The following is a 21,644-nucleotide window of genomic DNA, read 5'->3' as shown; positions in this document are numbered from 1 at the left end:
GACCGGGGCACAGGCGTATCGCGCCCCCTCGCCCCGCGCTACCGCTACAACCCACTCGTACAGGTAACCTTACTAGAGGACGAAAGGGATGGGGATCGTGAACGAACTGATCGACACCACCGAGATGTATCTCCGGACGATTTACGACCTCGAGGAAGAAGGCATCGTTCCGCTGCGGGCTCGTATCGCCGAGCGACTGGAACAGAGCGGCCCGACGGTGTCACAAACCGTCGCACGGATGGAACGCGACGGACTGGTGATGGTTGCGGGCGACCGCCACCTCGAGTTGACCGACAAGGGCCGCAGCCTCGCCGTGTCGGTGATGCGCAAGCACCGGCTCGCCGAGCGGCTGCTGGTCGACGTGATCGGCATGCCGTGGGAAGACGTGCACGCCGAGGCATGCCGCTGGGAACACGTGATGAGCGAGAACGTCGAGCGCCGGTTGCTGGAGGTCCTCGACCACCCGACCACCTCGCCGTACGGCAACCCGATCCCGGGCCTGGACTTGCTGGGCTATGAGAACATCGCACCTCCCGGACCGATGACACGCATCTCCGAACTCCCGCAGGGCGAACCGGTTGCCGTGATCGTCCGGCGGTTGTCCGAGCACGCTCAGTCGGACATCGAATTGATCAGTCAGCTCCGTGAGGCCGGCGTGGTGCCCAACGCGCGGGTGACCGTGTCGGTGAAGCCCGGCGCGATCGTCATCATCACCCCGGGACACGAAGGGCTGACCCTGTCCGAGGAAATGGCCCACTCGCTGCAGGTCGAGAAGGTCTGAACGCACCGCAATGAAGCTTCTGGTCACCGGCGGAGCCGGTTATGTGGGTAGCGTCTGCGCTCGGGTGCTGATCGAGCACGGCCACGACGTCACCATCATCGACAATCTCTCCACCGGCAACGTCGATGCCCTGCCCGACCACGCCGCGTTCATCCAGGGCAACGTGAGTGAGGTCGCGCCGCGAGTACTCGGCTCCGACTCATTTGACGGCGTACTCCACTTCGCCGCCCAGTCGTTGGTGGGCGAATCGGTCGAGTCACCCGAAAAGTACTGGTACGGCAACGTGGTCGAGTCGTTGGCCCTCCTCGAGGCGGTTCGGATCTCGGGAACCCCGCGACTGGTGTTCTCCTCTACCGCCGCCACCTACGGCGAACCTGAGTCGGTGCCGATTCTCGAGTCCTCACCGACTCGGCCGACGAATCCTTACGGCGCAACAAAACTGGCCATCGACCACGCCATCACGTCCTACGCGGCGGCCCACGGGCTGGCCGCGATGAGCTTGCGGTACTTCAACGTTGCGGGCGCACATGCCGGCGCGGGCGAGAATCGTCAGGTCGAGACGCATCTGATCCCGCTGATCCTTCAGGTCGCCCTCGGACACCGGGACCACATCAAGGTCTTCGGTACCGACTACCACACCGATGACGGCACGGCGATACGCGACTACATCCACGTGTACGACTTGGCGCAGGCACATGTGCTGGCGCTCGAATCGGCAATCGCCGGTCGTCACGCGATCTACAACCTGGGCAGTGGCACGGGATTCTCTGTGCGGCAAGTCATCTCGGCGTGTGCCGAGGTGACGGGCCTCGACATCCCCGTCGTCGATGCGCCGCGTCGCGCCGGCGACCCCGCCGTCCTGATCGCCTCGAGCGACAAGGCCATCGCCGACCTCGGGTGGTACCCCGAGAAGACAGATCTACCGGTCATCGTCCGCGACGCCTGGGAGTTCACACGGACCCTCGGTGATCGGGCCCACTCGGCGGCAGCCGCCGCTCGTTGACGTCTGTTCTCAGGCCGCCGGCCGCACCACGGGTTCCGGAAGTGTCACGCCCAGTGACCGCGCAACGATGAATCCTGACTCGGCGCATTCGCTGATCCTGTGGGGTGGAATCCCCCGCACGAGGGCATCGCTGTACAACACCGCCATCGAGTAGTCCGGGCAGGCGCGCAACGCGACGTCGAACGCGGTGCCTGCCATCGCCCCGTTGCCGTGTACGTAGTAGATGAATCCGAGCAACGTGGCCGCAGATGCCTGTCCGCGACCGCGGAGCCGACGAGCAGCCTGCGTCCACGCCCGTTCGGCGTCCATCCATCGGTCGGTGACCGCCAGCGCCAGCAGTGAGTCGCGCACGTAGAACTCACGAAGGGCCTTGTCGAAGAACCGGAGATCGGCACACGTCAGCTCACGACCGTCCTCCAGCACGTCCAGGGCGCTCTCGAGGTCGAGCCTCTCCTGGAGGCGGCGAAGGTCATCGACCAAGGTCGGCAACGCAATTCGCTGCGGCGCCGCCGACTCGGCCCACTGTCGCAGTGTCGACGGAGCGACTGTCGTCTGGTCCAGCGACTGCGGGACCCGGTTCACCCAGTGCGCGGTCTCGTCCACTCGACCACAATCCTGTGGGTCCAGCTCGTCGTCCTCCCCTGAGCCGAACAGCGCACTCTCCACGCGTTCGTCGTGGATCCGCCAGTACGCGCTGTCATCGTCGGCGGCCACGGCGTGGGCGTCACAGGCCGGATCTGCACAGTGCGGAAGGGCTGACAAACTGTTCACCATCTCGTCGCGGGTCATCAGTACGCGCCTGCCGTTCTTGACGGCGCGTGCGATGGCCACCGGGCTGATCGTAGGGTCACCCAGCACACCCGTGGCCGGACCGCTCCCCTGTTGTGCGTCGGACCTGTTGTCCCACATCGTCGTCCAGTGAGAACCTGCGGTGATGGCAGGCGTCACGAAACCGCCGTACAGTCCGCCGACCGCGGACAGATGCCGATCGATGATCGCGAACAGGCGCCGATAGTGGGGGCTGTCGGCCGGATGAGCGCCGTCGATCACGACCCCCATCACAAGCTGTGCGTCATACGATTCACACACGTGGGCGAGGTGCTCGATGAGCGCGAGCATCTCCGAGGTCGGACGACCCCTGTCATCGAGCACAAGATCGTGTCGCATGGTGGTGCCGATCTCGTCACCCTCCCCGTCGAGGGTGATGAGGACCAAGGAACGCTCCGGGATGAAGCCGAGGAGGGCCGGGATGGCGGTGATCAACGCCCCCGGGCCGGAAACCGATGTGGCGTAGCTGTCAGATGTCATGCACCTATGTTCGGGGCACCCGACAACAGAGGTGATGGCACGAGGACCGATTCGGCCGGGTTGTCCACCGATCCCGGGTTGTCCACAGCGGCCGACTCATCCACGCGAGCGAGAGACCGCCTTGGTGTACAACTCGTCGAGTGCCAACCCATCCGATCCGGGCCGCGGACCTGCGACGAGGGAGGTGACGTATACGCGTACCCCGTCGTTCTGGGCCACCAGCGCGGTCATCGTCTGAGTCATGGCCCCCGAGACCGTGACCCGACGGAACGCCATCGACTCGTCGGATTCCGCGGGCGAAGGAGGCAGGATCGTGGTGGTCACGGTGGCTGTCGCGCCGAATGCGTCAGTTGTGTATGACGGGCAGTTCTGGATCTGGGTCTGTAGGTCGGCCAGCGGCGAGTTCACCAGAATCGACACGGCGCTGAGGGTTCCCGCATTGGGCCCTGCGCCGGTTGCCACCCATGCCGTTGCCTGCCCACCGCCACTGGGCAACGGTCTCGGGGCGCAGTTCGGTGGGTTCACACCGCCGCCGGTGGGAACTCCGGCCGTATCGGCGAGCACGGCGCCCAACTGGTCTCCGGTCACTTCTGTCGGCGAGTAGCCGGCCGGAAAGTCTGCAGCGGTGACGGATCGAGACGCGAGGTCGAGGCTCGAACTCGAATTCTGCGGCTCCGCCGACCCCGTCGGTGCTGCCGTCGGCTCACCGTCGACCGCGGACGTGCACCCGGCGACCGCGATGACAGCGACCATCGCCAGCAAGGACAACCCCCGTCGCCCCGCACGAAAACCTGTCACCCGGCTCACCCCGACACCCAACTCACCGGACCCACTGTGCCACCGCGAGCAGGCCATCGGGGCGCGCGACACGATTAGACTGCCCACTAGTGACAGCCGCCGGGGCGACTGCTGCGCGAACATCACCGAAGACAGCGATCAGGCGACGCCGCGAGGAGAACAACGGTTATGGGGATCATCGGCAAGATCAAGGGTGAACTCGTCGACATCATCGAATGGATCGATGATTCGCGCTCCACGTTGGCCTGGCGGTTTCCTCGCTACCACAACGAGATCAAGAACGGCGCCGAGCTCATCGTCCGTGAAGGTCAGCAGGCTGTTTTCGTCTACCGCGGGCAGCTCGCCGATCGGTTCGGTCCGGGCCACTATCAGCTCACCACCGAGAACCTCCCCCTCCTGAGCACCCTGCAGGGCTGGAAGCACGGGTTCAACAGCCCCTTCCGGTCCGAGGTGTACTTCATCAACACCCGGCCGGTCACCGACCTCCGCTGGGGTACCGCCAATCCGGTCACCGTGCGCGACCCGGATTTCACCATGGTCCAGGTGAGGGCCAACGGTTTGTGTGTCGTTCGGGTGGCTGAACCCGACATATTTCTTCGCGAGGTGATCGGCACCGACAGCGAGGTCGACGTGGAGGAGATCTCCGAGCTGTTGAGGCGTGTCATCACACTGGCGTTCTCGGACATGATCATGGAAACCCGTCTCGGTGTGATCGACCTCCAGGGGCGCCAGGTCGAGTTGTCGCAGAAACTCCGGGACTTCGTCGCCGAACGTGTCGACGACGAGTTCGGGCTGTCGATCGACTCCATCACGATGAACATCTCGCTGCCCGACGAGATCACCTCGGCGATGACGCGTGGTGTCGCCCGCGGCGTCGAGGAGGGCGGCTTCCTGAACAACGTCGGCGACCTGGGCCGCTATCAGCAGGGCAGAGCCGCCGACGCCATGCTCGCCGCAGCGCAGAACCCCGGCGGGGGCGCAATGGGCGACATGATGTCGGCCGGTATGGGCGTGGCGCTGGGCAGCCAGATGGCCGGCCAGTTCGGCGGGCAGGCGCAGCAGGCGAATACGGCTGCGCCACAAGGGCCTCCACCGTTGCCGGGGGCCGTCACGTTCCACATCGACAACGGCGGTCAGCCGGCGGGTCCCTATACCGTCGCTCAGCTGCAGGGTGCGGTCGCGTCGGGGCAGTTCACCGGGGCGACTCTGGTGTGGACCCAGGGCATGCCCGGATGGGCGCAGGCGGCGACCGTTCCCGCTCTTGCGGGCCTGTTCGCGACCCCGCCACCCATCCCTACGACCACACCATCGGCGTAGCCATGAACGACGACAACGTCGGACCACCGCCGCTGCCCGGTCGTGCTCAGCCGGACGCATCGCCTTCGGGCTACGCCGCGCCGTCGTCCTTCGACCCGCCACCATTACCGACGCGTGACCCGCGACCGGCCTCGCCACAGCAACCGCTACCCGGACCATCCGACCCCGAGCGAGCCCAGTTCCAGGTCACCGAGCGGACGCGTACCTATCCCTGCGACACCTGCGGGGCACAGTTGGTGTTCGACCCGGCGTCACAGCAGTTGCTCTGCCCGAGTTGCGGTCGTTCCCATCAGATCGTGCTGGATCCGAACCGGCGGGTGGTCGAACACGACCTGGCCTCCACGATGACCCAGCTGCGCGGGCTGATCGCCGAGAACTCGTCGGGTCAGACAGTGAGCGAGCGCGAGATCGTCTGCCAGAGTTGTGGCGGCAGAACAACCTTCAGCGGCACCCTGACCGCCACCCGGTGTCCGTACTGTGCCACCCCGATCCAGCGCGACGACATACACGACGCCCCCACGCGACTTCCTGTCGACGGCATCCTGCCGTTCCAGGTCGACGACAAGCAGGGCCGCGAGGTGATCGAGAAGTGGATCAACAGTCGCTGGTTCGCCCCCACCGAGTTCAAGAAGTACCGCGAGGTGGGCGCGTTCAGCAGCGTGTACGCCGCCTACTTCACCTACGACGCCGACACCACGACGTCGTACACCGGAATGCGCGGCGACAACTACACGGTGACGGTCGGCAGCGGCGACAATCGCCGCACCGAGACCCGCACGCGGTGGAGTCACCGTTCCGGTGTCGTGGGGGTCGACTTCGACGACGTGGCGGTTCTGGCGAACACGGGATTCGACACCGACAAGGTGCATGAACTCGAACCCTGGCCGACGGCTCAGGCAACGCCGTACACACCCGAGTTCGTCGCAGGCCATCTGTGCCGCACCTACGATCACGACGCGGACCAGTGTTTTCCGGTGGCCCAGGCACGGATCGACGCCGGGATCGACCACGCGATCCGTCGCGACATCGGCGGTGACCACCAGCGGATCAACAGCAAGGACACCAGGTACAACGCACTCACGTTCAAGCACGTCCTGCTGCCGATCTGGCTGCTCACCGTGGTCTACGCAGGCAATCCGTTCCAGGTCTTCATCAACGGGGTGACCGGCGAGGTGCAGGGCCAACGTCCGTGGAGCAAGGTGAAGATCGCGTTCGCCGTGCTCGCGGCCCTGATCGTCATCATCGCAGTGGTCGCCACGTGGGCGGCGCTGCGATGACCGCATCCACCGAGAGGCCGTCATGACCACCGCGATCGTGGTCGTTGTCCTCGTCGCATGCGTTGCCGCGGCGGTGGGTGTCTTCCTCATGACCCGCCGGATCCGGGACAGCGCGGTGCGCTCGAACGAGATCATCCCCGGCCAGCCCACCAATGCGCCCGCGTCCTGGGCAGGTTCGCACGACCCGGAAGCGCGGCTGCACCGGCGCATCCGCGACGCGCTGGCCCTCCTCCGCGCCGACCCGAAGCTCGAGTACGACGGCGAACGTATCGACGCCAGGGTCCGGATCGAGCTGGCCGCAACAGATCTCGACAATTGGCTGATAGCGGTGTCCAAGACTCCCCCGCGACTGCGGGAAACCACGCTTGCTCACGCCGACTCCGCGGTCACCGAGTTGGAGAACGTGGCGGCCGCATTGTCCGGCTGGGCAACAGTGCAGCACGATCAGGTCGACGAGCTGATCACCAGGATCAGCTCGCCGCCTGCACTGGATGCTTGACCTCCCGCGAGGTCAGCTCCCGCGTTTGATCCACTCTTCGAGGTGTGGCGACTCGGTACCCACCGCAGTGGAATCACCGTGTCCGGTGTGCACTTTCGTCCCCGGATCCAACGTGAAGATCTTGGTCCGAATCGACTCGATGATCGTCGGGAAGTCCGAGAACGAGCGACCGGTTGCGCCGGGTCCGCCCGAGAACAGTGTGTCGCCGCTGAACAGCACCCCGAGTTCTGGTGCGTAGATGCACGATGAACCAGGCGAGTGACCCGGGGTGTTGATCACGACGAGGTCGGTGCCCGCGACACTGATCTTCTGACCATCGGCCAGTTCCTCCGGAGCGACATCGGCGTGCGTCTGGTCCCACAGCATCCGGTCACCCGGGTGCATCTTCATCGGGGCATCGAGGGTGCGCGACAACTCGGGGGCCACCGTGATGTGGTCGTTGTGGCCATGGGTGAGCAGCACGGCCTTGACCGTACGTCCGGCCACCGCCTCGATGATCGGCGCCGACGAGTGTGCGGCGTCGATGATGACAACCTCGGAATCGTCACCGACGAGCCAGATGTTGTTGTCGACATCCCAGGTACCGCCGTCGAGACTGAACGTGCCCGACGTGACGACGTGGTCGACGCGAACGGTCACAGGATCACCACCGAACGCAGGACCTCGCCGGCCTCCATCTTGCTGAACGCGGCTTCCACGTCGTCCAGTCCGACACGCTCGGTGACGAACAGCTCGAGTGGCAACCTGCCCTGCTGGTACAGGTCGACAAGCATCGGGAAGTCACGCTCGGGCAGACAATCGCCGTACCAGGACGACTTGAGGGCACCGCCGCGAGAGAAGAAGTCGACCAGAGGCATCTCCAGGGTCATCTCGGGTGTCGGCACACCGACGAGCACGACGACACCGGCCAGATCGCGCGCATAGAACGCGGTCTTGTACGTCTCGGGCCGACCGACCGCATCGATGACCACGTCGGCACCGTTGCCGTCGGTGATGTCCTGGATGGCGGTGACGACATCGTCGGTCACAGAACCATCGATGGTGTGGGTGGCGCCGAGAGAGGTCGCCCACTCGAGTTTGCGGGCATCGCGGTCGACCGCGATGATCTTGGTCGCGCCGGCAAGCCTTGCGCCCGCGATGGCGGCATCGCCCACCCCACCGCATCCGATCACAGCGACGCTGTCGCCGCGGCCGACGCCACCGGTGTTCATCGCGGCTCCGATGCCGGCCATGACACCGCAACCCAGCAACCCGACCACGGCCGGATCGGCATCGGGGGCGACCTTGGTGCACTGTCCTTCGTGAACGAGCGTCTTGTCCGCGAACGCGCCGATACCGAGTGCGGGGGTCAGCTCGGTGCCGTCTTGAAGGGTCATCGGTTTGCTCGCGTTGAACGTGTCGAAGCAGTACCAGGGGCGACCACGCTTGCAGGCTCGGCACACACCGCACACGGCGCGCCAGTTCAGTACGACAAAATCGCCGGGTTCGACATGGGTGACCTGATCACCGATGGTCTCAACGATGCCGGAGGCCTCGTGTCCCAGCAGGAACGGGTAGTCGTCGTTGATGCCGCCCTCGCGGTAGGCGAGGTCGGTGTGGCACACGCCGCAGGCAAGGATGCGCACCACCACGTCGCGGGGGCCTGGATCGGGGATCGTGATCGTCTCGATCGTGGTCGGGGCCCCTTTTCCTGCCGAGACCACACCACGCACCTGCTCTGCCATGATTGCCTTTCGCTGCACTGACCGTGTTTGGGGCGGTCTGACCGCCGCGGTCTTCACCCTAATGTTTGCTTGGTTTTCGCTCACGGCGAACTCGCTGGGGAATTGACACCGTTCGAACTCCGTTGAGAACACTAGTCGCCATTGAGCCCGTGGTCAGGGCTGACTCTCGGCCAGGGATTGGTTCGAACGGCCGATCATGGGCGACAATGGAGAACACTTATCCACACGACAGCAGGACTGGGCAGCGAGGAGGTTCGCCATGGACGACAAGTCCACGCTCTACGAGCTCGAGTTTCCAGCGCCACAGGTGACCGGCGACGAGGGTGACGGACCGGTACTGGTCCACGCGCTGGAGGGTTTCGCCGACGCGGGCCACGCGATCAAACTCGCGTCGGACCACTTGCGGCAAAGTCTGGAATCGGAATTGGTGGCGACGTTTTCCACCGACGAACTGATGGACTACCGATCGCGCCGCCCTTTGATGACGTTTACGGGTGACCAGTTCACCGACGTGGCGATGCCCGAGCTGACGTTGCATGCCGTGCGCGACAACAACGGCACGCCGTTCCTGCTGCTCTCCGGCGCCGAGCCGGACCTGCGCTGGGAACGGTTCGTCGCCGCCATCCAGGGATTGTCGGATCGGTTCGGGGTGTCCACAGTGATCGGTCTCAACGCCATCCCGATGGGGATACCGCACACCCGGCCGTCCACCATCACCGCGCACGCGAACGACAAGGACCTGATCGCTTCGCTGCCCCGATGGGGCTCGGAGCTGAAGGTTCCCGCCAGCGCATCGATGCTGCTCGAACTCCGTCTGGGACAGCACGGTCTGACAACTGCCGGACTCTCCGTCCATGTGCCGCACTATCTCTCGCAGGCGGAATACCCTGCCGCGTCGCACAAGTTGCTCGAGTCGCTCGGCGAGATCACCGGATTGGATTTGCCGACGGCCGCACTGGCCAACGCGGCGGAGAAGGTCCGCAGCCAGGTCGACGCCGAGGTGTCGGGCAACCAGGAGGTCGAGTCTGTGGTCGCCGCGCTCGAAACGCAGTACGACACCTTCAACCAGGCGCAACAGGAGAAGGCATCGCTGTTGGCCGCCGAGGGTGATCTGCCCACCGGCGACGAGCTCGGGGCCGAGTTGGAACGGTTCCTCGCCACCCAGACCGGGGATGCCGGCAGCGACCGCAACTCAGACGATGATTCGGGCCAGGCGGGCGGCGGCACTGCCGGCTGATCGCCGACGGTGGCCTAACCTGCATTGGTGACACAGTCCGCAGAGGCTCGGCCGCTCGCCTTCCCGAATCCCGGGGACGCGGACCCCGACGGCCTGTACACCGCGTTCGTCGACTGGTGGGCCGCGCGCGGGATCGAGGTGTACCCCCACCAGGACGAAGCGCTCCTCGAACTCGCCGCCGGGTCGAACGTGATCGTCTCCACCCCCACCGGCTCGGGTAAATCGCTCATCGCCAGCGGCGGACTCTATTTCGCTGCCGCACAGGGCCGTCGCGCCTTCTACACGGCGCCGATCAAAGCGCTGGTCAGCGAGAAGTTCTTCGACCTCTGCGCCCAGTTCGGCGCCGAGAACGTGGGCATGCTGACCGGGGATGCCTCGGTCAACGCCGGTGCCCCCATCATCTGCGCCACGGCCGAGGTGCTGGCGAACATTGCCCTGCGAGAAGGCGCTGACGCCTCCATCGGCATCGTGGTGATGGACGAGTTCCACTACTACTCCGAGCCCGACCGTGGCTGGGCGTGGCAGGTCCCCCTGATCGAGCTGACGCAGAGCCAGTTCGTCCTGATGTCGGCGACACTGGGCAATGTCGACTTCTTCATCGAAGATCTACGGCGTCGCACCGGACGTGACACCGCCGACATCACCGGCACCACTCGCCCGGTGCCGCTGGAGTATTCGTACTCCACCCGGCCCGTGCACGAGACCATCGAGGAACTGATCGCCAAAGACCGGGCGCCGGTCTACGTGGTGCACTTCACCCAGGTCTCCGCGATGGAACGCGCACAGTCGCTGCTCAGCGCCAACATCTGCAGCCGGTCCGAACGCGATGCGATCGCAGCGGAGATCGGTGATTTCCGCTTCAGCACGGGCTTCGGCAAAACCCTGTCGAAGACGGTCCGCGCAGGAATCGGCGTGCATCATGCCGGCATGTTGCCGCGCTATCGACGCCTTGTCGAACGCCTTGCCCAGCAAGGGCTTCTGCGCGTGGTGTGCGGGACGGACACCCTGGGTGTCGGCATCAACGTGCCGATCCGCACCGTCCTGCTGACCGGACTGACCAAGTACGACGGCGTGCGTCAGCGCCATCTGCGTGCCCGCGAGTTCCATCAGATCGCCGGGAGGGCGGGCCGGGCCGGGTACGACGTCCGCGGTTTCGTGGTCGCCCAAGCGCCCGATCACGACGTCGAGAACGCCCGGCTGGTCGCCAAGGCCGGTGACGATCCGAAGAAGCTGAAAAAGATCCAGCGCAAGAAGGCGCCGGAGGGGTTCGTCTCCTGGGGTGAGGCAACATTCGACAAGCTCATCGACGCTCCGCCCGAACCCCTGCGATCCCGGTTCGGTGTCAGCACGTCCATGTTGCTGGAAGTGATTGCCCGCCCGGGCAACTGCTTCTCGGCCATGCGTCACCTGCTCGAAGACAACCACGAGACCCGGGCCCGTCAACGCTGGCACATCCTTCGGGCCTTGTCGCTGTATCGATCCCTGGTCAACAGCGGCGTGGTCCTGCGACTCGACGAACCCGACGACCTGGGCCGCTACGCCGTGCTGGCTGTCGACCTGCCGAACAACTTTGCCCTGAACAACCCGTTGTCGCCCTTCTCCCTGGCGGCATTCGAGCTGCTGGACACCGACTCCGACACCTTCACCCTCGATCTGATCTCGATTGTCGAGGCGACACTGGAAGATCCGCGTCCGGTGCTGATGGGCCAACAGAAGGTCGCGAGGGACGCGGCCATCGCGCAGATGAAGACCGACGGAGTCGAGTACGAGGAGCGGATGGAGCTCCTCACCGAGGTGACGTGGCCACGACCGCTGCGCGACTTCATCTTCGAGGCATTCGGCACCTACCAGCAGGGTCACCCGTGGGTGATCGACACTCCCCCGCGCCCCAAGTCGATACTCCGCGACATGATCGAACAAGGGATGGACTGGGGCGACCTCATCTCGCGCTATGCACTGGCCCGCAGCGAGGGCGTGGTGCTGCGGTATTTGACGGACGCTTATCGCACCCTGCGGCAGAGTGTTCCCAATTCGGCACGGACAGACGAACTCGACGACGTGATCGAATGGCTGGGCGAGCTGGTTCGCCGGGTGGACTCGAGCCTGCTGGACGAATGGGAGCAGCTGACACACCCCGACCAGGCGATCGCCGACCCGCTGGCGTCCGTGACGCCACCGGGCCGGGCGCCGAACACTCGAGCTACCCGAGTCGAATTGCGCAACAACATGTTCCGGTTCGTCAACCTGTTGGCCAACCGGAATTGGACCGCACTGCATGCCGCCTACCCCGATCTCGACTGGTTCGACGAGACCGCGGAATTCTTCGACGAGTACGGCGCTCCGGGCGCAGGGCCGGCAGCCAGGAGCCCGGCCTTGTTCTCGGTGGAAGCCGACGGTGACGAGTGGGTTGCCCGCCAGGTCCTCGACGACCCCGACGGTGACCACGGATGGTCGATCGTTGCCAGGTACAGCAGGCCCGACACCGCCGAGGACGAACCCGAGTTGCTCGACCTGCACATCCAGGCCGGATGACCCATTGACAGCACGCTGTCATATTGACAGCATGTTGTCATGTCCTCAGACCCCGCGACCTCCGTCGTCCACCTCGCCGTCTACAACACACTCGCCGACTGGGAAGCCGGTCACGCCGTCGCGCACATCAACGACCCGGAGCATCAGAAAAGACCCGGTCGCTACCGGATTCGTACGGTGGGCCCCACCACCGACGCTGTGACCACCGCGGGCGGCGTGCGCATCGTGCCCGACCTCGCGATCGGTGACCTGGATCCCGATGACAGTGCAATGCTGATCCTCCCCGGAGCGGGCGCGTGGATGACCGGCGACCTCGGTGACTTCACGAACGCCGCGGCCGCGTTCCTGGCCGCGGGCGTTCCCGTCGCCGCGATCTGCGGCGCGACCGTCGGGCTGGCCCGAGCCGGGTTGCTCGACGGTCGGCGCCACACCAGCAACGCCGCCGAGGCGTTGTCGTGGACCGGATACTTGGGTGCGGCGGAGTACGTAGACGAACCAGCGGTCACCGACACCAGCACGCCCGGCCACCTCATCACCGCCGCCGCCATGCAGCCGGTGGCGTTCGCCCGCGAGATCTTCGCCGAGCTCGACCTCTATACCCCCGAGGTCCTTGCGGCCTGGTTCCGGCTCTACAGCGGCGACCCCGCCGGCTATCACGACCTGATGGCGCTTCAGGCATGACAGACCCTCAGGACCTCCTGAGCGATTCGGCCCTCACCACCTTTCGGCTCAACGGTCAGTTCATGGCCGTGGCAGAACAATTGGCCGAGCCTGCCGGGCTGACCGCAACCCGTTGGCAAGTGCTCGGCGCCATCCTCGGTGAGCCGTTGACGGTCTCCGACATCGCACGGACGATGGGTATCACAAGACAGAGTGTGCAACGCACCGCCGATGTGCTTGCCGCACAAGGCCTCGTCGCCTACCACGACAACCCGGCCCACCGTCGGGCCAAGCTCGTGGAGGCCACCGATGCCGGGCGCGATGCCGTGCATCGGATCAACCCGGGGCATGCAGCCCTCGCCGCGCAGTTGTGTGGCCACCTGGGTGTCGAACGGTGGGAGGCCGCGCTTGCCGGTCTGCGGGACCTGTCCGCCGCACTGGAGTCGCTGGAGTCGGCGACTTGACCGGACCCGAACTGCACGCAGCAACTACACGGGGCGCGCAGCACCGGACTCGGTGACCAGGTCGGCAATCAGTGTTGCAAGCGTTCGATATTCGGCCTCTCGTCCGCTTGTCACGCGCCACACCAGACCGATGCGACGCCCCGGGCGCGGCGAGTCGAACCGTGCCGTTGCCAGTGAACCCCTGGCGGTTTCGGTGCGTTCGGCCGTCGCGGGTATCAACGTGACCCCCAGGCCACCTTCTACGCACTGCACAGCCGTGGCCAGCGACGCCGCCCGTGTGGGGCCCATATCCGGACGCACCCCCGCAAGGCGGCAGACCTCCAGGGCCTGTTCGCGCAGGCAGTGCCCTTCGTCCAGCAGCAATAGCGGAAGATCAGCCAGCGCAGCCGGATTGACCTCACGTGCACCGGCGAGTGGATGACCGGCCGGCAGAGCGAGGACAAAATCCTCGTCGTACATCGGGATCTCCATCATCCCCGGCACGTCAGACGGCAACGCGATCATCGCCGCGTCGATCGAATTGTGGCGCAGGGCTTCGAGCAACGGGCCCGTCCGGTCTTCGACCACCCTCACCGTCAGAGCAGGAACATGTTCACCCAGTCCGCGCAACACAGTCGGCAAGACATACGGCGCGACAGTCGGGATCAGACCCAGTCGGAGAGTACCTGTCATCGGCTGGGTGACTCCCGCAGCGGCGTGGGTGAACGAGTCAACGGCATCGATGGCGGACATGGCCCTGGGCAGCAAGGTATTTCCCTCGTTCGTCAAGAAGACACGCCGGGTCGACCTCTCGACAAGTTTGACCCCCAGTCCGGCCTCCAGGGCCGCGAGGGCTTGGGACAGCGACGGCTGACTGATGCCGAGACTGGTTGCCGCAGAGCCGAAATGGCGTTTCTCGGCGACAGCCGCAAAGGCCTTGAGCCCGGCGATGGTCGGTTGATAACTTTGATCGGCCATACCTATCACCTTAGTGCTACTCATCACGTTTCCTTTTCGCCCGTACTTGGGCACGATGGTTCAGTGCGCACTGACGCGTCCGCACACATCGAAGATCTGAAAATCTCGCATCTCTAGTCGAATACCAAGGAGCACCATGGCTTTGCTGACCATCGGCGACCAATTTCCTTCCTACAACCTGACGGCCGTGATCGGCGGCGACCTCTCGAAGGTCGACGCCCAGCAGCCCGATGACTACTTCACCACCATCAGCAGCGACGACCACCCGGGCAAGTGGCGCATCGTGTTCTTCTGGCCCAAGGACTTCACCTTCGTGTGCCCCACGGAGATCGCCGCCTTCGGCAAGTTGAACGATGAGTTCGCAGACCGCGACGCCCAGGTCCTCGGAGCGTCCGTCGACAACGAGTTCGTGCACTTCCAGTGGCGTGCGCAGCACGAAGATCTGAAAACACTTCCCTTCCCGATGCTTTCGGACCTCAAGCGTGAACTCGCATCGGCAGCCGGCGTGCTCAACGCCGACGGTGTCGCCGATCGTGCGACGTTCATCGTGGACCCGAACAACGAAATCCAGTTCGTCTCGGTGACGGCCGGTTCCGTCGGTCGCAACGTCGACGAGGTTCTGCGGGTGCTGGATGCACTTCAGTCCGACGAGTTGTGCGCCTGCAACTGGAAGAAGGGCGATCCGACCATCAACGCTGGTGAGCTGCTGACCGCAAGCGTCTGACGCTCGCAACAAGGATTGGGTGAGACATGAGTATCGACAACCTGAAGAACGCGCTGCCCGAGTACGCGAAAGACCTCAAGCTCAATCTCGGGTCGATCGCTCGCACAACGGTTCTCAAAGACGAGCAATTGTGGGGCACCCTCCTGTCCACCGCAGCCGCTACCAAGAACGCGGTGGTGCTCAAGGAGATCGCCGACGAAGCGGCCGACACGCTTTCGGCAGAGGCGTACAACGCCGCACTGGGCGCCGCGTCGATCATGGGCATGAACAACGTGTTCTACCGGGGACGGGGCTTCCTTGACGGCAAGTACGACGACCTGCGACCCGGGCTGCGGATGAACATCATCGGCAATCCCGGCGTCGACAAAGCCAATTTCGAGCTGTGGTCGTTCGCGGTGTCGTCCATCAACGGGTGCGGTCACTGTGTGGCCGCTCACGAAAACACCCTGCGCGAGGCCGGCATCGACCGCGAGGCCATTCTCGAGGCACTCAAGGTGGCTTCCATCGTCGCCGGCGTGGCAGCCGCACTGAGCACGGCCGACGTACTCGTCGGATAGACCCCGACACACAGAACCCACCCGTTCCGATCGAAGCCGGCCGCCGTTGTCGGCCGGCTCACCGGAACCGGTGGGTTCTGTTGTCGAGTGACTAGCTCAGGGCGTCGGAGATCCGCTCGGCGAGCTCGGCCACCTGCGCGCCTGTCATCACAAACGCCGGTGAGATCTGTAGTGCGCCTTGGCCTGCCGCCCGTCCGCTGACGCCGTGAGCGCGCAGAGCTGCCACTGCAGCAGGTGCCCGCGAAGGCTCCTCGAGCTGGACGGCGCTCACCGCGCCTAGCCCGCTGCGGACCTCGCTGACCGCGTCCAGATCAGCAAGCGGCGCAAGCGCCACATGCAGATCGGACTCCAAGCGGGCAGCATCTTCGAGCAGACCTTCGGTCTCGATGATGTCGAGGTTCGCCATGGCTGCTGCCGCGGCCCCGGCGTGACCTCCGTAGGTGTAACCGTGGCGCCACCAGACACCGCCGGAATAGAACGGTTCGGCGACGTTCGGGGCGATGAACACCGCTCCCATCGGCACGTACCCCGATGTCAATCCCTTCGCGGTGGCGATCATGTCGGGTTGCAGGTCGAATCGGCTCGAGGCGAACCATGATCCGCCGATCCGGCCGAAGCCGGTGACCACCTCGTCGGCGACGAACAACACATCGTGGTCGCGGCAGATCTGGCGCACCTCGGCGAGGTAACCCTCCGGCGGGAGGTAGATCCCGCCCGCCCCGATGATCGGTTCACAGAAAAACGCGGCGATGTTCTCGGCACCGACCCGCTCGATCAACCCCAACAGCCCTTTGGCGTCATCCCAGTCGACAGTGGCCGCATCGGCCATGAGATCGCCGTAGTTCTCGCGGTTCGGGGGCAGCCCGGACAGCGCGGTGCCGCCGACGTGCATACCGTGATACGCCTTCGTGCGGCCGACCACGATCTTCTTGTCGGGCCTGCCCATCTCATGCCAGTAGCGGCGCGCCAGTTTGACGGCCGAGTCGATCGAATCGCTGCCGCCCGAGGTGAAGAACACCTTGCTCCCCGGTACCGGAGCGAGGCCGGACAGACGGTCGGCCAACGCCGCCGTGACGTCGGAGGTGATGTCACCGAATCCGGAGTAGTGCGCCAATGTGCTCAACTGGTTCGCCACCGCGTCGGCGATCTGCGTGCGTCCGTGCCCGACGTTGGTGAACCACAGGCCTGCTGTGGCGTCGAGATACTTGTTCCCCTTGTCGTCCCAGATGTGGACGCCTTCACCCTTGGTGACCACAAAGGGTCCCGTGGTGCTCACTGCGCCCATGTCGGCGAATCCGTGCCAGAGACCGGCAGAAGTTGAGACTGTCATGTGAACATCATGCCTGGTGTCCCCCTGGTTTCCTCCGGGGCCGCAGCCACTCTCGTGTCAATCCGTGTTCGGGCGCGCCGGGAGCGGGGACACGGGTCCGCCGGACATTGCCGGATCCGCCGCTCAGGTAGGCTTGATCAGTTATGTCGACTTCGTCCAACCAGCCGGAACAGTCCGCCCGGCGTAAACGGCGACGACGTCCGACCAGCCGCTCCACTCGCACCGACCGGCCGGATCCGGCTGTGATCGAGCGCCGACGCGCGCTCGTCCCCACGATCAGTTACCCGCCGCAACTGCCGGTGTCCGAGGCCCGCAATGCCATCGCCGAGGCGATCTCGGAGCACCAAGTTGTTGTCGTCGCCGGTGAAACCGGTTCCGGTAAGACCACACAGCTTCCCAAGATCTGTCTCGAGCTGGGGCGCGGACTGGCCGGCAAGATCGGTCACACTCAGCCTCGCCGACTCGCTGCGCGGTCGGTTGCCGAACGGATCGCCGAGGAAACCGGGACCGACCTCGGCGGCGTCATCGGATATTCGGTGCGCTTCACCGACAAGGCAGGCGACGACACGCTGGTCAAGGTGATGACCGACGGCATACTGCTGCGTGAATTGTCCCAGGACCGGATGCTCCGCGAGTACGACACCCTGATCATCGATGAGGCCCACGAGCGAAGCCTCAACATCGACTTCATCCTCGGCTACCTCAAGCAACTGCTGCCACGCCGCCCCGACCTGAAGATCATCATCACCTCGGCGACCATCGAACCCGGCCGGTTCGCCGACCACTTCGCGACCGATGACGCGCCGGTGCCGATCATCGAGGTGTCCGGCCGCACCTATCCGGTGGAGATCCGCTATCGCCCACTCGTGGTCGATGACGAGGACGAAGCCGACCTCGATCAGCTACAGGCCATCGGGGCCGCCGTCGACGAGCTGTGTTCTCACGGCCCAGGCGACATCCTGGTGTTCCTGCCCACCGAACGCGAGATCACCGATACCGCGAAATCGCTTGCGCACCTTGAATCCCGTGGCATCGAGATCGTCCCGCTGTTCGCCCGACTGTCGGCGGCAGACCAGCACAAGGTGTTCTCCAGTCACCGAGGTCGGCGAATCGTGTTGTCCACCAACGTTGCCGAGACATCGCTGACCGTGCCGGGAATCCACTACGTCATCGACGCCGGCACCGCCCGGATGTCGCGCTACTCCACGCGCACCAAGGTGCAGCGGCTGCCGATCGAGCCGATTTCGCAGGCCAGCGCACGGCAGCGGGCGGGGCGGTGTGGCCGCGTGGCCGCAGGTGTGTGCATCCGGCTCTACAGCGAAGAGGACTTCGAGAGCAGGCCCGAGTACACCGAGCCCGAGATCCTGCGCACCAACCTCGCGTCGGTGATCCTCACGATGACCTCTCTGGGGCTCGGCGACGTCGGCCGGTTCCCGTTTGTACAGCCGCCGGATCAGCGGGCGATCCGAGACGGCCAGCAACTACTGGACGAACTCGGGGCGCTCGAACCTGCCTCGGCCGACAACCCCGTGCGCCGACTCACCCCGATCGGACGGTCGCTCGCTCGCATACCTGTCGATCCGCGGCTGGCGCGCATGCTGGTCGAGGCCGACAAACAGGGCGTGGTCGGCCCGATGCTCGTGTTGGCGGCCGCACTGTCGATTCCGGACGTACGCGAGCGACCGGCCGAGCATCGCCAGGCGGCCGATGCCTCGCATGCACGCTTCGCTGCTCCGGGGTCTGAGTTCCTGACCCTGCTGAATCTGTGGACCTACCTGGATGAACTCCGCTCGGAGTTGTCGTCGAACCAGTTCCGGAAGCGGTGCGGTCGAGAGTATCTGCACAGCTTGCGAATCCGCGAATGGCGAGACCTGCACGCGCAGCTGGTCCGGATCGCCAAGGACCTCGGGTGGTCGGTTCCTGCGACGGTGACCGCACCCGACCATGAATCGCCATCGGCGGCATCGATTCATCAATCCATCCTGTCCGGTCTACTCAGCCAGATCGGCGTCCGCGAGGGGGACGCCAAGGAGTTCCTGGGCGCTCGCGGCACGAAGTTCATGATCTTTCCCGGATCTCATCTCTCGTCGAAACCACCACGGTTCGTGATGGCGGCCGAGATCGTGGAGACCTCTCGGCTCTGGGCGCGTACCGCCGCCCGCATAGAACCGGAATGGGCCGAGCGCCTGGCCGAGCACCTCGTCAAACGTCAATACAGCGAGCCTCATTGGTCCGGGAAACACTCAGCGGCCATGGCCTACGAGCGGGTCACCCTCTACGGCGTCCCGCTGGTCACCAAACGACGGGTGAACTACGGCTCGATCGATCCCGCGGTTGCCCGCGAGTTGTTCATCCGCCACGCGCTCGTGGAGGGTGACTGGCGTACACAACACCCGTTCTTCCACCGCAATCGCGCGTTGCTCGAGGACGCAGAGGAGTCGGTGCATCGGGTGAGGCGCACCGACGTCATCGTCGACGACGACCAGCTCTTCGCCTTCTACGACCGACACATCGGCGGAGAAGTGGTGTCGGGCAGACACTTCGACACGTGGTGGAAGACCGCACGCAAAGCTGACCCCACCTTGCTGGATCTGGATCCCGCCGACCTCGTGGCCGACACTGCCGCCACCGACCCGGCCGGTTTTCCCGACCACTGGCGTCAGGGAGACACGAGTTATGCCTTGAGATACCGGTTCGAGCCCGGCACCGTCGATGACGGCGTGAGTGTGCTCATCCCGTTGTCGCTGCTCGTGCGTGCCCGGCCCTCTGGGTTCGACTGGCTGGTCCCCGGCATGCGCTTGGAGCTGATCACCGAGCTGATCCGCACCCTGCCGAAATCCCTACGGCGGCAAGTGGGACCGGCCCCCGACCTGGCCGCGCGAATACTGGAGTCGGTGACACCGAGGAGCAAACCTGTCACCGAGGCGGTGGCCGCCGAGATCCGTGTGCGCACAGGTGTTGACGTCGCAGCGTCAGATCTACGACTGGCCGCACTCCCCGACCACCTGCGGATGACCTTCACCGCCGTCACCACCGACGGCGAAGTTCTCGGACGTTCCAAGTCGCTGCGCGAACTGCAGGATCGACTGGCCGGTAGATCTCGCGCGGCTCTGGAGAGTGAGGCCGGCACCGCATCCCGACCTGTGGCCACCACGTGGACCGCGGACACCTTCGGAGACATCAGCCGCACATTGCGCAGTTCTGTTGCCGGCCAAGACATCACAAGCTATCCCGCCCTGACCCGCCGGGGCAGTGGTTTCACGGTGGTCGCCGTGCCCACCCAGGCCGAGCAGGCTGCGAACATGTACGACGCTGTTGTCGAGATGATCGTCTCCAGCGTTCCGCCACTACGACCGTCGGTGACTTCGACTCTGAGCACCGCGGAGCGACTCGCCCTCAGCCAGAGCCCCTACCCGGACACCGCTGCTCTTCTGGCCGATTGCGTTCGGGCTGCCGTGGTGGACCTTGTACCCAACCCGCCGAATGTCTGGACGCCAAGCGAATTCGCTGCACTTCGGGAAAATGTGGCCCGCCAGGCAACCGGGAGGGCAACGGAGAAACTACGCAGGGTGGCGACGATCCTGACCCGCGTGGCGCCCCTACGAACGGCGATTACCGCGGCCGGCAGATCGATCGCCGCCGACGACGTGCGGGACCAGCTGGACGAGCTGCTGTTCGACGGATTCGTCTCTGCGACACGCGACGAACACCTCGCGGAGATCCCCCGCTACCTCGATGCTGCGAGGTCGAGGCTCGAACAGCTCCCGGCAGGCGCCGCTCGCGATGCCCAGGCGATGGCGGCCATCGACCGGGTGGTGTCGGCGTGGACTGATCACCTGCGACACGTGCCGCCCGGTCGCCGGGACGCAGTCAACGAGCAAGCTGGATGGATCGTCGAAGAACTGAGAGTCGGATTGTTCGCACAGCACCTGCGTACTGCGTATCCCGTGTCGGAGAAACGGGCGATCAAGGCCATCCGGGAACTGCGCTGATCCGGCGGCACCACTGCCGGACGAAAGGCGGTCAGGGTTTGGCCGCTCGCAGATCGTCGATCTCTTTCTGGAAGTCTTCGACTGAGTCGAACGAGCGATACACCGACGCAAAGCGAAGGTAAGCGACCTCGTCGAGATCCCGTAACGGGCCCAGGATCGCCAGGCCCACTTCGTTGCTGGGAACTTCGGCCGATCCTGAGGCGCGGACGGCCTCTTCGACCTGCTGCGCGAGCAGGTGCAGCCGGTCATCGTCGACCGCACGGCCCTGGCAGGCGCGCCTCACGCCCCTCATCACCTTCTCGCGACTGAAGGGTTCGGTGACGCCGTTGCGTTTGACGACCGCAAGGACTGCGCTCTCCACCGTGGTGAACCGCCGTCCGCATTGCGAGCAGGCCCGCCGACGACGAATCGCCTGGCCCTCGTCGGCCACCCGTGAGTCGACGACCCGCGTGTCCTCGTTCTTGCAAAACGGGCAGTGCATGCA

Annotated in this window: 19 protein-coding genes; 12 read left to right on the top strand and 7 right to left on the bottom strand. The window is 65.2% G+C overall.

The genetic code is table 11. The annotated features are described in order from the left end of the window. The first annotated feature begins 97 nt into the window (after positions 1-97). Together ACVWY6_RS20315 and galE are read left to right on the top strand one after the other, a co-directional pair. Positions 98-781: a metal-dependent transcriptional regulator gene (locus ACVWY6_RS20315; RefSeq protein ID WP_062798545.1), complete on the top strand. Its 684-nt coding sequence runs from the start codon at positions 98-100 to the stop codon at positions 779-781. Positions 782-791: 10 nt separating this feature from the next. After that, positions 792-1,784, top strand: coding sequence for a UDP-glucose 4-epimerase GalE (gene galE / locus ACVWY6_RS20310; RefSeq protein ID WP_317713985.1), 993 nt, complete (start codon positions 792-794; stop codon positions 1,782-1,784). 9 nt (positions 1,785-1,793) lie between these two features. Here galE and ACVWY6_RS20305 read toward each other — a convergent pair whose 3' ends face one another. Together ACVWY6_RS20305 and ACVWY6_RS20300 are read right to left on the bottom strand one after the other, a co-directional pair. Beyond that, positions 1,794-3,092, bottom strand: coding sequence for a DUF4192 domain-containing protein (locus tag ACVWY6_RS20305; protein ID WP_457540555.1), 1,299 nt, complete (start codon positions 3,090-3,092; stop codon positions 1,794-1,796). A gap of 96 nt (positions 3,093-3,188) precedes the next feature. After that, positions 3,189-3,890 carry a hypothetical protein gene (locus ACVWY6_RS20300; protein WP_457540553.1) on the bottom strand — a complete coding sequence of 234 codons (702 nt, stop codon included), beginning with the start codon at positions 3,888-3,890 and terminating at the stop codon, positions 3,189-3,191. 168 nt (positions 3,891-4,058) lie between these two features. On the opposite strand from ACVWY6_RS20300, the gene ACVWY6_RS20295 reads away from it, so the two are divergent. Genes ACVWY6_RS20295 through ACVWY6_RS20285 form a run of 3 tightly spaced genes read left to right on the top strand, consistent with a single transcriptional unit; the run spans position 4,059 to position 6,983 of the window. Further along, positions 4,059-5,207: an SPFH domain-containing protein gene (locus ACVWY6_RS20295; RefSeq protein ID WP_317713983.1), complete on the top strand. Its 1,149-nt coding sequence runs from the start codon at positions 4,059-4,061 to the stop codon at positions 5,205-5,207. A 2-nt stretch (positions 5,208-5,209) separates the two neighbouring features. Then, a complete protein-coding gene (locus ACVWY6_RS20290; protein WP_457540550.1) occupies positions 5,210-6,484 on the top strand; it encodes a hypothetical protein in 1,275 nt (424 codons plus the stop codon). Positions 6,485-6,506: 22 nt separating this feature from the next. Next, positions 6,507-6,983, top strand: coding sequence for a hypothetical protein (locus ACVWY6_RS20285; RefSeq protein ID WP_457540548.1), 477 nt, complete (start codon positions 6,507-6,509; stop codon positions 6,981-6,983). 12 nt (positions 6,984-6,995) lie between these two features. On the opposite strand, the gene ACVWY6_RS20280 is transcribed toward ACVWY6_RS20285, so the two are convergent. Then, entirely contained in the window at positions 6,996-7,622 is a 627-nt protein-coding gene (locus ACVWY6_RS20280; protein ID WP_023959653.1) for an MBL fold metallo-hydrolase, read from the bottom strand. Then, positions 7,619-8,707 carry an S-(hydroxymethyl)mycothiol dehydrogenase gene (locus tag ACVWY6_RS20275; protein ID WP_062798541.1) on the bottom strand — a complete coding sequence of 363 codons (1,089 nt, stop codon included), beginning with the start codon at positions 8,705-8,707 and terminating at the stop codon, positions 7,619-7,621. The genes ACVWY6_RS20280 and ACVWY6_RS20275 overlap by 4 nt, the downstream gene beginning before the upstream one ends. A 259-nt stretch (positions 8,708-8,966) precedes the next feature. Between ACVWY6_RS20275 and ACVWY6_RS20270 the strand changes: the two genes are divergently transcribed. Genes ACVWY6_RS20270 through ACVWY6_RS20255 form a run of 4 tightly spaced genes read left to right on the top strand, consistent with a single transcriptional unit; the run spans position 8,967 to position 13,600 of the window. Then, positions 8,967-9,944 carry a proteasome assembly chaperone family protein gene (locus ACVWY6_RS20270; protein ID WP_023959654.1) on the top strand — a complete coding sequence of 326 codons (978 nt, stop codon included), beginning with the start codon at positions 8,967-8,969 and terminating at the stop codon, positions 9,942-9,944. 27 nt (positions 9,945-9,971) lie between these two features. Beyond that, positions 9,972-12,476 (top strand): DEAD/DEAH box helicase, encoded by a 2,505-nt coding sequence (locus ACVWY6_RS20265; RefSeq protein ID WP_457540546.1) that lies wholly within the window; start codon positions 9,972-9,974, stop codon positions 12,474-12,476. Between the two features lie 39 nt (positions 12,477-12,515). Continuing rightward, a complete protein-coding gene (locus tag ACVWY6_RS20260) occupies positions 12,516-13,157 on the top strand; it encodes a DJ-1/PfpI family protein (protein WP_457540544.1) in 642 nt (213 codons plus the stop codon). Beyond that, positions 13,154-13,600 carry a MarR family winged helix-turn-helix transcriptional regulator gene (locus tag ACVWY6_RS20255; RefSeq protein WP_062797891.1) on the top strand — a complete coding sequence of 149 codons (447 nt, stop codon included), beginning with the start codon at positions 13,154-13,156 and terminating at the stop codon, positions 13,598-13,600. The genes ACVWY6_RS20260 and ACVWY6_RS20255 overlap by 4 nt, the downstream gene beginning before the upstream one ends. A gap of 24 nt (positions 13,601-13,624) precedes the next feature. On the opposite strand, the gene ACVWY6_RS20250 is transcribed toward ACVWY6_RS20255, so the two are convergent. Beyond that, entirely contained in the window at positions 13,625-14,581 is a 957-nt protein-coding gene (locus ACVWY6_RS20250; RefSeq protein ID WP_457540542.1) for a hydrogen peroxide-inducible genes activator, read from the bottom strand. 112 nt (positions 14,582-14,693) lie between these two features. Between ACVWY6_RS20250 and ACVWY6_RS20245 the strand changes: the two genes are divergently transcribed. After that, positions 14,694-15,281, top strand: a complete 588-nt coding sequence (locus ACVWY6_RS20245; protein WP_030163409.1) for a peroxiredoxin — start codon at positions 14,694-14,696, stop codon at positions 15,279-15,281. A gap of 26 nt (positions 15,282-15,307) precedes the next feature. Next, positions 15,308-15,838 carry an alkyl hydroperoxide reductase gene (locus ACVWY6_RS20240; protein ID WP_030163411.1) on the top strand — a complete coding sequence of 177 codons (531 nt, stop codon included), beginning with the start codon at positions 15,308-15,310 and terminating at the stop codon, positions 15,836-15,838. 91 nt (positions 15,839-15,929) lie between these two features. Here ACVWY6_RS20240 and ACVWY6_RS20235 read toward each other — a convergent pair whose 3' ends face one another. Further along, on the bottom strand, positions 15,930-17,168 hold the full coding sequence (locus tag ACVWY6_RS20235; protein ID WP_062797887.1) for an aminotransferase family protein: 1,239 nt from the start codon (positions 17,166-17,168) through the stop codon (positions 15,930-15,932). 143 nt (positions 17,169-17,311) lie between these two features. Between ACVWY6_RS20235 and hrpA the strand changes: the two genes are divergently transcribed. After that, complete coding sequence (hrpA, locus tag ACVWY6_RS20230) at positions 17,312-21,160, top strand: ATP-dependent RNA helicase HrpA (RefSeq protein ID WP_457540539.1); 3,849 nt, start codon at positions 17,312-17,314, stop codon at positions 21,158-21,160. A gap of 31 nt (positions 21,161-21,191) precedes the next feature. Here the strand turns inward: hrpA and nrdR are convergent, their stop codons facing one another. Next, positions 21,192-21,641 carry a transcriptional regulator NrdR gene (gene nrdR, locus ACVWY6_RS20225; RefSeq protein WP_023959662.1) on the bottom strand — a complete coding sequence of 150 codons (450 nt, stop codon included), beginning with the start codon at positions 21,639-21,641 and terminating at the stop codon, positions 21,192-21,194. Positions 21,642-21,644: the final 3 nt, after the last annotated feature.

Source organism: Williamsia sp. R60, from assembly GCF_054063855.1.
This window is presented reverse-complemented; position numbering and strand designations above follow the sequence as displayed.